The 13,422-nt window shown below is 73.0% G+C and carries 15 protein-coding genes; 6 read left to right on the forward strand and 9 right to left on the reverse strand.

Translation table 11 applies throughout. The features are described from left to right. Window positions 1-210: 210 nt before the first annotated feature. From B085_RS0134045 to uraD, 4 genes are read right to left on the reverse strand one after another with little or no spacing between them, the layout of a single operon-like run. Complete coding sequence (locus tag B085_RS0134045) at window positions 211-1,596, reverse strand: 8-oxoguanine deaminase (protein WP_018563079.1); 1,386 nt, start codon at window positions 1,594-1,596, stop codon at window positions 211-213. A gap of 11 nt (window positions 1,597-1,607) precedes the next feature. Next, window positions 1,608-2,495, reverse strand: coding sequence for a factor-independent urate hydroxylase (gene pucL / locus B085_RS0134050; RefSeq protein ID WP_018563080.1), 888 nt, complete (start codon window positions 2,493-2,495; stop codon window positions 1,608-1,610). 7 nt (window positions 2,496-2,502) lie between these two features. After that, complete coding sequence (gene uraH / locus B085_RS0134055; RefSeq protein WP_018563081.1) at window positions 2,503-2,895, reverse strand: hydroxyisourate hydrolase; 393 nt, start codon at window positions 2,893-2,895, stop codon at window positions 2,503-2,505. Then, window positions 2,892-3,404: a 2-oxo-4-hydroxy-4-carboxy-5-ureidoimidazoline decarboxylase gene (gene uraD / locus B085_RS0134060; protein WP_018563082.1), complete on the reverse strand. Its 513-nt coding sequence runs from the start codon at window positions 3,402-3,404 to the stop codon at window positions 2,892-2,894. Before uraD ends, uraH begins: the two co-directional genes overlap by 4 nt. Window positions 3,405-3,687: 283 nt before the next feature. On the opposite strand from uraD, the gene B085_RS0134065 reads away from it, so the two are divergent. Next, window positions 3,688-4,254: a dihydrofolate reductase family protein gene (locus B085_RS0134065; RefSeq protein WP_018563083.1), complete on the forward strand. Its 567-nt coding sequence runs from the start codon at window positions 3,688-3,690 to the stop codon at window positions 4,252-4,254. Between the two features lie 46 nt (window positions 4,255-4,300). Here the strand turns inward: B085_RS0134065 and B085_RS0134070 are convergent, their stop codons facing one another. Further along, window positions 4,301-4,681 carry a helix-turn-helix domain-containing protein gene (locus B085_RS0134070; protein ID WP_018563084.1) on the reverse strand — a complete coding sequence of 127 codons (381 nt, stop codon included), beginning with the start codon at window positions 4,679-4,681 and terminating at the stop codon, window positions 4,301-4,303. Then, window positions 4,678-4,929 (reverse strand): hypothetical protein, encoded by a 252-nt coding sequence (locus B085_RS0134075; protein ID WP_018563085.1) that lies wholly within the window; start codon window positions 4,927-4,929, stop codon window positions 4,678-4,680. The genes B085_RS0134070 and B085_RS0134075 overlap by 4 nt, the downstream gene beginning before the upstream one ends. A gap of 118 nt (window positions 4,930-5,047) precedes the next feature. Between B085_RS0134075 and B085_RS0134080 the strand changes: the two genes are divergently transcribed. The 4 genes from B085_RS0134080 (at window position 5,048) to B085_RS0134095 (ending at window position 8,510) form a co-directional block, all read left to right on the forward strand. Further along, entirely contained in the window at window positions 5,048-5,878 is an 831-nt protein-coding gene (locus B085_RS0134080; protein ID WP_018563086.1) for a TIM barrel protein, read from the forward strand. A gap of 15 nt (window positions 5,879-5,893) precedes the next feature. Continuing rightward, window positions 5,894-6,793, forward strand: a complete 900-nt coding sequence (locus B085_RS0134085) for a 2-hydroxy-3-oxopropionate reductase (protein ID WP_018563087.1) — start codon at window positions 5,894-5,896, stop codon at window positions 6,791-6,793. Window positions 6,794-7,107: 314 nt separating this feature from the next. Further along, window positions 7,108-7,836, forward strand: a complete 729-nt coding sequence (locus tag B085_RS0134090) for a hypothetical protein (protein WP_018563088.1) — start codon at window positions 7,108-7,110, stop codon at window positions 7,834-7,836. A gap of 128 nt (window positions 7,837-7,964) precedes the next feature. Beyond that, the gene (locus B085_RS0134095) at window positions 7,965-8,510 is read left to right on the forward strand and encodes an EF-hand domain-containing protein (RefSeq protein WP_018563089.1); all 546 of its coding nucleotides are present in this window, start codon (window positions 7,965-7,967) and stop codon (window positions 8,508-8,510) included. A 114-nt stretch (window positions 8,511-8,624) separates the two neighbouring features. Here the strand turns inward: B085_RS0134095 and gcl are convergent, their stop codons facing one another. After that, a complete protein-coding gene (gene gcl / locus B085_RS0134100; protein WP_026251726.1) occupies window positions 8,625-10,412 on the reverse strand; it encodes a glyoxylate carboligase in 1,788 nt (595 codons plus the stop codon). 235 nt (window positions 10,413-10,647) lie between these two features. Between gcl and B085_RS44715 the strand changes: the two genes are divergently transcribed. Further along, a complete protein-coding gene (locus B085_RS44715) occupies window positions 10,648-11,418 on the forward strand; it encodes an LppU/SCO3897 family protein (RefSeq protein ID WP_158689880.1) in 771 nt (256 codons plus the stop codon). Window positions 11,419-11,449: 31 nt separating this feature from the next. Here B085_RS44715 and B085_RS46040 read toward each other — a convergent pair whose 3' ends face one another. Both B085_RS46040 and B085_RS0134115 read right to left on the reverse strand, forming a co-directional pair. After that, window positions 11,450-12,571, reverse strand: a complete 1,122-nt coding sequence (locus B085_RS46040; RefSeq protein ID WP_018563091.1) for an RICIN domain-containing protein — start codon at window positions 12,569-12,571, stop codon at window positions 11,450-11,452. Window positions 12,572-12,797: 226 nt separating this feature from the next. After that, complete coding sequence (locus B085_RS0134115) at window positions 12,798-13,322, reverse strand: hypothetical protein (protein ID WP_018563092.1); 525 nt, start codon at window positions 13,320-13,322, stop codon at window positions 12,798-12,800. Window positions 13,323-13,422 lie beyond the last annotated feature (100 nt).

Here is a 13,422-nt window from a genome sequence, read left to right on the forward strand (position 1 = left end):
CCGTCCGGTACACGCGGCCGTGACAGAGCCGGTGCGGAGTCCTCCAAGGGATTCCCGGCCGGCGGGCCGCGCGCGGCCGACCGCCCCCCGCGAGGAACCGGGCGTGGTCGGGCTCGGGTTACGCCGGGTCCCGCCCCGGGCGGGGCGGGACCCGGCACCGGTCGAAGGGCCGTCCCTCCCCCGACCGGGGTCCGCGGGTGAGCGCGGTGATCAGCCGGTGAGGCCCGCGATCCGGGCGAGCCGCCGGGCCTCGTCGCGGGTGGCGCGCGCGATGGCGTCCTCGTCGGCGGTGACGAGGCGGCCGTCCTCGACCACCGGCCGGCCGTTCACCAGGGAGAGCGTGACGGGGGCGGCGGCGCCGAGGACGAGGGCGGCGACGGGGTCGGCGATCGAGGCGTGGGCGAGGGTGTCCATCCGCCACAGGACGAGGTCGGCGAGCTTGCCCGCCTCCAGGGAGCCGATCGCCTCCGCCCGGCCGAGCACCCGGGCCCCGCCGTAGGTGCCCAGGCGCAGGGCCTGACGGGCGGTCAGCGCGGCCTCGCGGTGGGAGCCGAGGCGGTTGATGAGCAGCGCGTTGCGCAACTCGGTGTGCAGTTCGCCCGATTCGTTGGACGCGGCGCCGTCCACGCCGAGCCCGACCGGGACGCCCGCCGCGAGCATGTCCGGCACACGGGCGATGCCGGCGGCCAGGCGGGCGTTGGAGGACGGGCAGTGGGCGACGCCGGTACGTGTGCGGGCGAAGGCGGCGATGTCGGGGTCGGCCATGTGGACGCAGTGCGCCATCCACACGTCCTCGCCAAGCCATCCGGTGGACTCGAAGTAGTCCGTGGGGCCCATGCCGAACAGTTCCCTGCAGAACTGCTCCTCCTCCACGGTCTCACTGCCGTGGGTGTGCAGCCGCACGCCCTTGCGCCGGGCGAGTTCGGCTCCCCGGCGCAGCAGTTCGGTGGAGACCGAGAACGGCGAGCAGGGGGCGACGGCGATCTGCGTCATGGCGCCGAACGAGGCGTCGTGGTGCTTGTCGATCGTCTCCTCGGTGGCGGCGAGGGCGTCGTCGAGGGTCTCGACGGCGAAGTCCGGGGGCAGTCCCCCGTCGGACTCGCCGCGGTCCATCGAGCCGCGGGCGAGGGTGAGGCGCACGCCCATGGCGGCGGCAGCCCGGATGATGGAGCCGGACAGGTCGCCCGTGCCGCGGGGGAAGACGTAGTGGTGGTCCATGGCGGTGGTGACGCCGCCGCGGGCCATCATCGCCAGCGAGCCCTGGGCGGCCGCGTGGGTCATCGCCTCGTCGATGCGGGCCCAGGTGGGGTAGAGGGCGACGAGCCAGTCGAAGAGGTTGTGGTCGGTGGCCAGGCCCCGGGTGATCCACTGGTAGAAGTGGTGGTGGGTGTTGACCAGGCCGGGGGTGAGCAGGTGGCCGGTGCCGTCCACCCGCCGTACGACGCCGTTCAGTCCGGCGGGGGCGGGGCCCGGGCCGACGGACTCGATGCGGTCGCCGGCGACGACGACGTGTCCGGCCGGGTACTCGGTGTCGTCCGCGTCGACGGTGGCGACGGCGCAGTTCTCGATGACGATGCGCTCTGCTGGAGCGGTCATGGTGTGGCCTCTCAGTCCGTCACCGGGATGCGGGGCTCGGTTCCGTCGCGCAGGACCGTGCCCTCGATGAGGCCGTAGGGGCGGTCGGCCGCGAAGTACACCGCGCTGTCGGGGGTGTCGTTCTTGAGGCCGAACGGCTCGAGGTCGACCAGGAAGTGGTGCTTGTTGGGGAGCGAGAGCCGCACCTCGTCGATCTCGGGGCGGTGCTCGAGCACCCGGTCGCCCATCGCGTACAGCGTCTGCTGCAGGGAGAGCGAGTAGGTGCCGGCGAAGGCGTCGAGGAGGTGCCGGCGGACCTCGGCCCAGGACTGCTCCCACCGCGGGGCGGGGTCCTCGTCGCGGGTCCAGTGGAACCGCCAGCGGGCGCTGACCTCGGTGGCGAGGACGCGGTCGCGGGTCTCCGGCAGCGTGGTGTAGCGGTCCTTGACGAAGCCCCAGAACTCGGAGTCGGTGGTGTTCATGACCACGAGGTCCTTGAGGCCGGAGACGACCTGCCAGCGCGCGCCGTCGAAGGTGACCTCGGTGGTGCGGGTCTCCCGTCCGCCGCGGACGAAGGAGTGCTCCCGCGTGATCCGCTCCCAGTCGTACTGCTCGATCCGGATCCTGGCCCGCTCGATGGCCCCCTGGCTCGTGACGAAGTGCCGGGCGAGGTGGATGCCGAACTGCTCGGCGGACTCGATGCCGTGCTGCTTGGCGAAGGCGAAGACGGTGTTCTTGGTGGTGTCGGTGGGCAGCACGGCGGCGTTGCTGCCGGAAGTGTGGACGTCGTCCATCGCGCCGGAGAGGGCGACGGATACGTTGAGGTCCTTGACGTGGTGGGTCGCGCCGTCGCGGGTGACGCGGACGACGCGTGTCTCCGCCTTGCCGTACTGGTTCTGGCCGAGTCGGGTGGGCGACATGTCGGTGCTAGCTCCCTCGGTATACGGAGTAGCCGAACGGGTTGAGCAGCAGCGGCACGTGGTAGTGCTCGCCCGGTTCGACGGCGAAGACGATCGCCACCTCCGGGAAGAAGGCTCCGCTGTCCCGGGTGCGGGGGGCGTCCTGCTGGTCCTCGGCTCGACTGCGGTGGTCGGTGCTCTGGCGGGTGAGGTAGGGCTCGGTGGCGAACTCCAGCCGTACGTGGCTCGTGCCCCGCGGCGGGTCGGGCAGGTCCTTGCAGCGGCCGTCGGCGTCGGTCGCCGAGGCGCCGTGCGGCACCCAGGTGGCCTCGCTTCCGGCACGTACCGCCAGGGTGACGGCGACGCCCCGCGCGGGGCGGCCGGCGCTGGTGTCCAGGACGTGGGTGGACACGGAGGTCATGCGGGGTCCTCCTTCGCGGCCTCGACGAGCCGGGTGAGGCGGACGCGGTTGATCCTCCCCAGTTCGGTGCGGACGGTCTCGCGCTCGGTGCCGGGGTCGTTGCCGATGCGCTCCTTGAGCGCGGCCAGCATCTGGTCGCCGGTCCTGCCGGTGGCGCAGATGAGGAAGACGTGGCCGTGCCGCTCCTGGTAGGCGAGGTTCAGCGCGAGCAGTTCCTCGCGCTGAAAGTCCCGCACCCCGCCCTGTTCGCGGGCGGAGACCGGGTCACCGGGCCGGGGGCGGCCGATCGGCGGGTGGCCCGCCATCGCCTCGGCCAGGTCGTCCGGCGTGAGGCCGGCGGTCGCGGCGTCGGAGGCGGCGAGCAGCGCGTCAAGGGTGTCGTACGGGCGGGCCGCCGTGACGGCGGCACCCCAGGAGCGGCTCGCGCAGACCTCGTGCAGCAGCGCGATCGCCTCCGGTCCGCCGGCGGCGTTGAACCGGGCCAGGCCCGGGGATGGGCTGGAAGTCACAAGGTGCACGCTAGGAGCGCCCACCACGCGACGTCAACAGTTTGTTGAAAGGTTGCGGCCCGCAACGCCCGGACGGACGCCTCGCGCGGTGAAGCAGGGCCTGTCCATGGGGCCGCGCCGGCGAGGGCGGGGGGCGAGTCCAGGCGGCTCCGCCCGTGCCGGCCGAGCACACCGCCGCGAGCTCCGGGCACGAGGACCACCGGCGGGTCCGGAGCGCGCACCGATGAGTTTCCCGCGCCGCGCCGGTCCGTACACCGGGCACCCCCGGACGGAAGGCCTCCCCATGCGGAAACTGGTCTACGGCATGAACCTGACCCTGGACGGCTACATCGCCGCCGCCGGCGACTCCATCGGCTGGAGCGGACCGCCGAGCCCCGAGCTGTTCCAGTGGTGGCTCGACCACGAGCAGGCGAGCGACCTGTCGCTGTACGGGCGCAGGCTGTGGGAGGCGATGAGCTCCCACTGGCCGACCGGCGACCGGCAGCCCGACGCCACACCGGCGGAGATCGAGTTCGCGCGGAACTGGCGGGACACGCCGAAGGTGGTGTTCTCCTCGACGATCGACAAGGTCGACTGGAACACCCGCCTGGTCACCGGCGACGCGATCGCGGAGATCAGCCGGCTCAAGGCCGAGGACGGCGGCCCGATGAACATCGGCGGCGCGACGCTCGCAGGGGCGGCCATGCGCGCCGGACTGATCGACGAGTACGCGATCGCCGTCCATCCGGTCCTGGTGGGCGGCGGCACGCCGTTCTTCACCGCGCTGGACAGCTGGGTGAACCTGAACATGGTGGAGACGCGGACATGTCCCGGCGGCGTGGTCCTGACCAGGTACGAGACGAGGCGCTGAGCAGCGGCACGCCCGACAGGCCGTGACGACGCGGCTAGGCCACGGCCTAGCCGCCGTCCTTCGCCGCGTTCTCCCTGTTGAGGTAGTTGTAGACGGTGAAGCGGCTCACGCCGAGCGCGGAGGCGACCGTCTCCACCCCGTGCCGCACCGAGAAGGCGCCGCGCTCCTCCAGGATGCGGACGACCGTCTGCTTCTCCTTGCGCTCCAGCTCGGACAGCGCCTTGCCGTGCCGGCGTTCGAGGTCGGCCAGGATGTGGTCGAGCGAGTCCGCGAGGTGCGGCAGCCGTACGGCCACGACCTCCGCGCCCTGCCAGCTGAGCACGACGTCGTCACCGCGCGCCTCACCGGGGGGCACCAGTTCCGCACCCATGGCGTCGGCGAGCGGCTTGATCGCCGCGCTGAACGGATGCTCGGCCGGCCCGGTCACCGCTCCGCCTCGCCGAGGACGTTGACCTGCAGCGACACCCGGGTCGCACCGGCCTGAAGGGTGCGCCGCAGCAGGTCGCCGACCATGGCGACCACCTGCTCCGTACCGCCCTCGGCCGAGTTGCCGAAGGGCCCGACGTCGACGGCGTCGAGGCCGGCCGTCTCCAGGACCTCGCGGCCCACCACGGCGTGCCGCGGGGGCTCGTCCAGGTCGAACGGCTCGGTGGTGAATTCGAGTCTCAGGCGCACGCCTTCAACCTAGCCGGTCAGGGGCTTTCCGGAACATCCCTCTTGACAGCCGCCGTCCCGCTCGGGGAGTCTTCCGTTAAGTAGAAATAAGTTTCCGTATTACGGAAGGGCGCATGTGATGGGCTTCGACTCCACGCGCTTCGATGTGAACCTCTCGATCCTTTTCACCGAACTCCCGCTCCTGGAGCGCCCCGCGGCCGCCGCCGCGGCCGGCTTCTCCGCGGTCGAGCTGTGGTGGCCGTGGACCCGGATGCCGAGCCCTCCGCAGTCCGAACTCGACGCCCTGCGCGACGCGCTGCAGGAGGCCGGCACCCAGCTGGTGGGCCTGAACTTCTACGCGGGCGAGCTCCCCGGCCCCGACCGCGGCGCCCTGTCCGTGCCGGGCGAGGAGTCCGCGCGCTTCCGCGCCAACATCGACGTCGCCGCCGACTTCGCCCACTCGGTGGGCTGCACGGCGCTCAACGCGCTGTACGGCAACCGCGTGGACGGCGTGAGCCCCGAGGCGCAGGACGAACTCGCCCTGGAGAACCTGGTCCGGGCCGCGCACGCGGCCGACCGGGTCGGCGCGGTGCTGCTGGTCGAGACCCTCAACAAGCCGGAGTCGCCGCGCTATCCGCTGGTGAGCGCGGCCGCCGCGGTCGAGGTGGTCGACAAGGTCAACGCCGAGACGGGGCTGGGCAACGCCAGGTTCCTGCTCGACCTCTACCACCTGTCGATGAACGGCGAGGACCTGCCCGCCGTGATCGACGCCTACGCGGACCGCACCGGCCACGTCCAGATCGCCGACGATCCCGGCCGCGGCGCGCCCGGTACGGGCTCCCTGCCGCTGGCCGCCCTCCTGGGCCGGCTGCGCGACGCGGGCTACGACGGCTGGGTCGGCCTGGAGTACAAGCCGGGCCCGCAGGGCAGCGCCGCGTCCTTCGACTGGCTCGCCGACGCCGACAAGTAATCCGGAGAGGACATCATGACCACCCCACTTCCCACGGTCGCGTGGATCGGCCTCGGCATCATGGGCTCCCCGATGTCGGAGAACCTCATCAAGGCCGGGTACTCCGTCACCGGCCACACCCTGGAGCAGGACAAGCTCGACCGCCTGGCCGCGGCCGGCGGCACCCCCGCGGGCTCGATCGCGGAGGCCGTCAAGGACGCCGACGTCATCGTCACCATGGTCCCGGCCTCGCCCCAGGTGGAGGCCGTCGCCTACGGCGAGGACGGCATCCTGGCGAACGCCCGGCCGGGCGCGCTGCTGATCGACATGTCGTCGATCACCCCGCAGACCTCGGTCGACCTCGCCGCGGCCGCTGCCGCAAGGGGCGTCCGGGTCCTGGACGCCCCCGTCTCGGGGGGCGAGGCCGGTGCCGTCGAGGCGGTGCTCTCGATCATGGTGGGGGGCGAGCAGGCCGACTTCGACGAGGCGCGGCCCCTGTTCGACGCCCTCGGCAGGACCGTCGTCCTGTGCGGTCCGCACGGTGCCGGGCAGACCGTCAAGGCGGCCAACCAGCTGATCGTTGCGGTGAACATCCAGGCGTGCGCCGAGGCCGTGGTCTTCCTGGAGAAGTCCGGGGTCGACCTCGCCGCGGCCCTGGAGGTGCTGAACGGGGGCCTCGCCGGATCCACGGTGCTGACCCGCAAGAAGCGCAACTTCCTCGACCGCGAGTACGCCCCGGGCTTCCGCATCGACCTGCACCACAAGGACATGGGCATCGTCACCGACGCCGCCCGCAACGTCGGCGCCGCCCTGCCGGTCGGCTCGGTGGTGGCGAACCTCGTCGCCTCGCTGCGGGCCCAGGGCGACGGCGGCCTCGACCACTCCGCCCTGCTGCGCGGCGTGGAGCGCCTGTCCGGCCGGCCCGTCACCGGCTGACCCCGACTTCCGGGCGGCGGCGCCCCGACCTGTCCTGTCGCGCCCGATGGGGCGCCGCCGCCCGGAACCACGAACGTCCGCGCCGCCGAGAGCTTCTGAGGGGTAGGTCGAGGCGGCGCGGGCCGGGCCCCGCCCGGGGATCCGTTCCGCGACCGGGCCGGCCGCGGAACGGGTTCCCGGGCGGCGGTGCGTCCGCGGCGACCGGGGACGCGAAGACGGGTGCACGAGGGGCTTCAGGTGCGGGACGATGGAGCGCAGCACCGTCCGGCGAGCACCGCCGTCCCTCCGCCCGCACCGCCCAGGAGTCGCGAACCATGGCAGAGAGCGTGCCCGTGCGCTGTCCGGCCTGCCGCCGGGAGCACGCCTACACCGCGCCCACCTTCCCCTGCGCCTGCGGCACGCCGCTGACCCTGCCGATCCTGCGCGGCGGCGTCCCGCTGCAGATTCGCCACCGGTCCTGGGACGACTCCTGGGTGGCCATGCGCTGCCCGGACTGCGGCCGCGACGACCAGTGGCCGCAGCCCGAACTCGGCTGCGACTGCGGGGCGGTGGTCCGGCTGCCGGTGGACACCGGCGCCTTGCGGGCGCCCGCGCGGCGACCCGTCCCCCCGGTGCGGCAGACCGGCCCGGGGGCCTTGGCGGCGGCGTCGCGGCCGCCGTTCCGGCCGGTGACCATCCGTACCGCCCGGGACGCCGTCACCGCCGCCGCGCAGTACCTGAAGTGGCTCGGCTTCGCGGGCGTGCGCACCGCGGGGGACCGCTCGGCCAACGGCATCGACCTGCGCGGCGACGGGGTCGTGGCCCAGGTAGACCCGACGACCCGGCCGACGCCGCTGCGGGACGTCGAGACCCTCTGGCTCAACTGCCTCAACGAGGACTCCACCGGCGCCTTCTTCTCCCTGGCCGGCTACGCCCACGACGCCCGGCTGCGCGCGGACCGGCTGGGGGTGCCGCTGTTCGTCATGGACCTCACCGGCACGCCGCAACCGGTCAACGACGCCGCCGACGCCCTGATCAGGACCGGCCCGCACGCCAGGCCCTGAACCGGGCCGAGCTCGGCCCAACCCTTCACCGTCCGTGGTCACTCGGGTCGCGCGACCGCCGCTCCCGGGGGAGTATCGAGAGGTTCCCCCTCCGTACGGCAATCCAGGACTACGTCAAGGACGCAGCGATGTCTACGGCCCTTCTGAAGCGCAAGCTCGACAAATCCTTCCGCCGTCTGGACACGGACGGCAACGGATATGCCGAGCGCGCCGACTTCCAGGACGTCGGCGCGCGGCTGATCCACGGCTTCGGCATGTCGCCCACCTCGCCCAAGGGCAAGGCGGTGGCGGTGCGCCTGGACGCCGTCTGGGCGGAGCTGGCGGCGTACGCCGACAGAGACCGCGACGGGCGGCTGTCCTCCGCGGAGTACCACCACGGGATGACCAAGGCCTTCATCGAGGGACCGGCCTTCGACCCCGTCTTCCATCCGGCGGCCGAAGCCGTCGCGCATCTGTGCGACACCGACGGCGACGGCCACGTCGTGCGCGGTGAGTTCGAGGTCCTGCAGCGGGCCTTCAACACCCCCGTCAGCGACATCTCCGCCGCCTTCAACCGCATCGACACCGACGGCGACGGCTGTGTGAGCACCGCCGAACTGGTGGCGGCCATCCGTGCCTACTACATCGGCACCGACCCCGAGGCCCCCGGCAACTGGCTGTTCGGGCCGCTGTAGGACGGACCGGTCCGGGCCCGCCGGGAGGCTGCCCGGGACGGGTGCGTGGAGTCCGGCCGCCGCGCCCGGGAGGTCAGGACGGGGCAGCCGGTGGCACGGCGGTCGGACCCGGGATCAGGAGCCCGTGAGCGGGATGATCTCGGTGGGCGCGTGGCCGGGTTCGGTGGCCGGCTCCTCGAACTCCACGACGTTGCCGATGTCGTTGGTGACGCTCATGGAGATGTTGGTGACCCGCTCCAGGATCGCCTCGACGACGACCGGCACCCGGTACTCGGCCGCGAGCTTCTTCGCCTGCTCGAAGGCGGCCCCGAGCCCGTCCGGGTCGGTGACCCGGATCGCCTTGCAGCCCAGGCCCTCGGCGACCTTGACATGGTCGACGCCATAGGCGCCCAGCTCGGGCGAGTTGACGTTCTCGAACTCCAGGTTGACCTCGAAGTCGATGTCGAACGCCCGCTGGGCCTGCCGGATCAGACCCAGGTAGGCGTTGTTCACCAGGACGTGGACGTACGGGATCCGGTGCTGTGCGCCGACCGCGAGCTCCTCGATCATGAACTGGAAGTCGTAGTCGCCCGAAAGGGCCACCACCGGCGCCCCCGGGTCGGCCTTCGCCACGCCCAGGGCGGCCGGCACGGTCCAGCCGAGGGGGCCGGCCTGGCCGCAGTTGATCCAGTGGCGCGGCCGGTAGACGTGCAGCATCTGCGCGCCGGCGATCTGGGAGAGGCCGATCGTGGTGACGTACCGGGTGTCGGGGCCGAAGGCGCGGTTCATCTCCTCGTACACGCGCTGCGGCTTGATCGGGATGTCGTCGAAGTGCGTACGGCGGTGCAGGGTCGCCTTGCGCTCCCGGGCGGAGGCGGCCCAGCCGGAGCGGTCCGGCAGTCCGCCGGCGGCCTTCAGCTCCCGGGCCACCTCGACGAACAGCCCCAGCGCGACGCCGGCGTCGGAGGCGATCCCGTAGTCGGGGGCGAAGATCTTGCCGATCTGGGTGGGTTCGATGTCGACGTGCACGAAGGTGCGGCCCTTGGTGTAGACGTCGATCCGGCCGGTGTGGCGGTTGGCCCAGCGGTTGCCGATGCCGAGGACGAAGTCCGACTCCAGGAAGGTCGCGTTGCCGTAGCGGTGCGAGGTCTGCAGACCGACCATGCCCGCGTTGAGGTCGTGGTCGTCCGGGATGGCGCCCCAGCCCATCAGGGTCGGCACCACCGGGGTGCCGGTCAGCTCGGCGAACTCCACCAGCAGACCCGCCGCGTCGGCGTTGATCACCCCGCCGCCCGCGACGATCAGCGGCCGCTCGGCGGCGGCCATCATGGCGAGCGCCTTCTCGATCTGGCGGCGGCTGGCGGCGGGCTTCCAGACCGGCAGCGGCTCGTACGTGTCGGGGTCGAACTCGATCTCGGTGAGCTGGACGTCGACCGGCAGGTCGATCAGGACCGGGCCGGGGCGGCCGGAGCGCATCAGGTGGAACGCCTTCTGGAAGACCCCGGGGACCTGGGCCGCCTCCAGGACGGTGGTGGCCGCCTTCGTCACGGGAGCGGCGATGGACGCGATGTCCACGGCCTGGAAGTCCTCCTTGTGGATCACCGCGGTGGGCGCCTGGCCGGTGATGCACAGGATCGGGATCGAGTCGCCGGTCGCCGAGTAGAGGCCGGTGATCATGTCGGTGCCCGCGGGGCCCGACGTGCCGATGCAGACGCCGATGTTGCCGGGGGCGGTGCGCGTGTAGCCCTCGGCCATGTGGGAGGCGCCCTCCACGTGCCGGGCCAGCGTGTGCTGGATGCCTCCGGCGGCCTTGAGGGCGGCGTAGAAGGGGTTGATCGCGGCGCCGGGCACGCCGAACGCGGTGTCCACGCCCTCGCGCTTGAGGATCTCCACTGCCGCTCGGGCGGCGGTCATTCGAGGCATTCGGTCACTCCTGCGTCGTCCTGCGGTCCAGGTTGTCGCGCCCGGTGCTGCATTTCACATTGCGGAAGTGTTCTTTTGTGATGCGGAACTCAGGCGACCATAGGGCGCCCCCGGCTCGCGGGTCAAGAAGCAGACGCCAAAGCCGTTCGGTCATCGCCTCGATCGATGTCGGCACCACCCACTAGGGTTCCGCTCGCCCTTCACATCGGCTTCACACGGACCCCAGGTGATCTCCTTGACCACGCCGACACCGTCGCCCGCACAGTCCCAGCCGTCAGCTCCCCCGTCGCAGGCGCACACGCAGACGCAGGCAGAGCCGCAGGCACCGGCGGCGCCCCCGGCCGCCCGGCCGAGGCCGCTGCCGCCCTTCGGGCAGGAAGTGCCGGGTTACGGACGCTCCTGCCTGTTCTGCGGCTCGGTGCCGGCGGTCCAGGCGACCGTCCGAGGCCACCAGGGCATGGTCGTGATGATGCGTTTCCTGAAGATCCGGGCCCCGTTCTGCCGGCGCTGCGGAATCGCCAAGCACCGCGAGATGGTCTCCGACAGCCTGGTGCAGGGCTGGTGGAGTCCGGCCTCGATGCTGCTCAACCCGCTCACCCTGCTGGTCAACCTCTTCCAGCGCTGGAGGATCAGCCGGCTGCCCGAGCCGGTACCCGGCGCCCCCGGCACGCCCGCCGACCCCGGCCGGCCGATCTTCCTCCGCCCCACCGCCCTGGGCCTGCTGATACCCGTGATCCTCATCGGCTGCGGCTGGCTGGTGCTCCACGACGACCCCGAGTACGCCGAGGTCGGCGACTGCGTCCACAGCAACGGAGAAGTCCTCTTCCCCGACGTCTCGGTCGTCGACTGCGGTTCCGCGAAGGCCGAGTTCGAGGTCGTCGGGCGCTTCGACAACACCACCGACACCGGCGGGTGCGCCGCCTACCCGCGCACGGTGGCCATGTTGCGGGCGGAGCGCGGCTCGAGCAAGTACGTGCTGTGCCTGGCGCGGAACGACAACACCTGACCGCCGCCCGCGCCTACCGCCGGACCGGCGGTCAGCCGCGGCTCCACTTCTGGTTGTCCCGGCCGCTGCAACTCCACAGCCGCAGCCTGGTGCCGTTGACCCCCGGCGAGTCCTCCGCCTCGACGCACTTGTCCGCCTGGACGTTGACCAGGTCGTGAGCGGCGTTGAGGCGGAACTGCTGGGCACCGGTGCCGTTGCAGTCGACCAGCTGGACCGCCGCGCCGTCGTCCCGCGAACCGCCCGCGATGTCCATGCACTGGCCCCGGGAGTGGACGCTGCCGTCGGGCTTGATCTGCCAGGACTGCGCCGCGCTGCCCGTGCAGTCCCAGAGCTGCAGCGGACTGCCCCACGGGGGGCTGCCGTCGATGCAGCGGCCCGAGTCGTGGCTGCGGATCGCCGTGCCGGAGACGGCGGCGGAGTGCGAGGGCCCCACGGCCGGCTGCTGCGTCGATCCCCCGCCCGTGGCGCGGGGGGTGGCCTTGCCCGCGCTCACGCTCGGGGTGGCGGTCGGCCCGTCCGGGGAACCGGACTCCGCCCGCCGCCGGGGGGTGTCGCCGGGGGACGGCGACCGCCCGCCGTTCGGGCTCGCGGTGGCCGGGCCGGTCCCGGGGGCCTCGACCGCCGGGTCCTCGTCCGCGAGGGTGACGGCGGCCGCGCCGCGCTCCTCCCCGCCCGAACCCCGTACGAGGAACGGCACGCAGACGAGCACACCGACCGCCAGGCCCCCGCCGAGCAGGAGGAGCGGGCGGGACCGGGCACGGCGCTTCGCCGCGGGAGCGGCGGGGCGCGGCGCCTGCGGGGGCGGCCCGGCGGCCGCCTGCGCGGCGGTCCCCGCGGCCGCCTGCGCGGCGCGCCCCTCGTCGGCGTCGGGTGCGGGGCGGGACGCGAAGGCGAGCCCCGCGGCGAAGCCGTCCGCGTAGGTGGACTCCTGCTCCACGTCCTCATCCTGACGCTCCGGCAGGGCGGCGGCGGTCTGCCGGGCCCGCAACGTGGAGGCGTCGCCGCCGTTCCAGTCCGTGGGGGTCCGGCTGGTGGTGGCGGACGCGTCCGCGATCGCGGACGTCCTGCGGGTCCGCCGGGGAAGCGCCGTACCGGCGGGGGAGCCCGCCTCCGGAGCCTCGCCGCCCGCCGGATCGTAGGGAGAAGCCGTCATGAATCCTTCCAAACCCAAGATGTGCCAAGAGCCGCCCCGCCACGTGGGCCGGGGCGCGGGCACATCCGTCCCCCGGGGCATCCGCGCCGCACCGTCACCCCGCAAGGGGGTCTCCGCGGCAGCGCAGCAAGCACCCTAGCAATCACTCCCGGCCGCGACGACGCGCACCGTGACGGCACGGTGGCCGTCGCGTGAACTGCGGGTGCTCCGCGGGCGACGGTGTCCCTCAGGGCGTGCGCCGGTGGGGCTCCCAGGTGCGGCGGACGTCGCTCCACAGGTAGCGGGTGCCGGCGCCCCCGGCGCCGCCCGTGGTGGCCCAGACGCCCTGCGGGTGGTCGCCGAGGGTGTCGGTCCAGGCGATCTCCAGGCCGGCGACCTCCGGGTGGCTCAGATCGAGTCGCTGGAACTGGCCGATCGCCCCGACCGGCAGCAACGGGTGCACCTGCACCGTGGTCCCGGAGCCCTCGTCCTCGAGCCGCAGCACCCCGCCGCCCTCGCGCCGGACCGAACCGAGCTTCCTCACCGCCGCGATGAAGGCGGCCGCCGTCTGCTCCTCCTCGGTGACCGCGCGCCGCCGCCAGAAGCCGCGGCCGCCCATGCGCGTGGCGGTGATCTCGCCGAGCCTGGTCCCCACCGCCTGCATGAACGAGCTGAGCAGGACCACCCCGCCCGCGCCGACCACGGCGGACACCAGCTCCGGAATGGCGGACTGGTCACCGCCCCCCGGCCGGACGTCCTCCCAGTGAGCCATCCCCGTCGCCCCCATCTCCCGTACGTGGCAGGTGTGTTGCCAGGGTAGCGGCGGCGGCTGCGGTGGCGCGCGTGATCGCCCGCGGGAACGGCACCCTCGG

The organism is Streptomyces sp. BoleA5, from assembly GCF_000373665.1.
Taxonomy (GTDB): Bacteria; Actinomycetota; Actinomycetes; order Streptomycetales; family Streptomycetaceae; genus Actinacidiphila.

Bases quoted from the DNA above. Each gene is read 5' to 3' on its own strand.
- B085_RS0134080 (WP_018563086.1), top strand. From the start codon at position 5,048: ATGGGCTTCGACTCCACGCGCTTCGATGTGAACCTCTCGATCCTTTTC.
- B085_RS0134085 (WP_018563087.1), top strand. From the start codon at position 5,894: ATGACCACCCCACTTCCCACGGTCGCGTGGATCGGCCTCGGCATCATG.
- B085_RS0134045 (WP_018563079.1), bottom strand. From the start codon at position 1,596: ATGACCGCTCCAGCAGAGCGCATCGTCATCGAGAACTGCGCCGTCGCC.
- gcl (WP_026251726.1), bottom strand. From the start codon at position 10,412: ATGCCTCGAATGACCGCCGCCCGAGCGGCAGTGGAGATCCTCAAGCGC.
- uraH (WP_018563081.1), bottom strand. From the start codon at position 2,895: ATGACCTCCGTGTCCACCCACGTCCTGGACACCAGCGCCGGCCGCCCC.
- B085_RS0134090 (WP_018563088.1), top strand. From the start codon at position 7,108: ATGGCAGAGAGCGTGCCCGTGCGCTGTCCGGCCTGCCGCCGGGAGCAC.
- B085_RS0134095 (WP_018563089.1), top strand. From the start codon at position 7,965: ATGTCTACGGCCCTTCTGAAGCGCAAGCTCGACAAATCCTTCCGCCGT.
- B085_RS0134115 (WP_018563092.1), bottom strand. From the start codon at position 13,322: ATGGCTCACTGGGAGGACGTCCGGCCGGGGGGCGGTGACCAGTCCGCC.
- B085_RS46040 (WP_018563091.1), bottom strand. From the start codon at position 12,571: ATGACGGCTTCTCCCTACGATCCGGCGGGCGGCGAGGCTCCGGAGGCG.
- pucL (WP_018563080.1), bottom strand. From the start codon at position 2,495: ATGTCGCCCACCCGACTCGGCCAGAACCAGTACGGCAAGGCGGAGACA.
- B085_RS0134065 (WP_018563083.1), top strand. From the start codon at position 3,688: ATGCGGAAACTGGTCTACGGCATGAACCTGACCCTGGACGGCTACATC.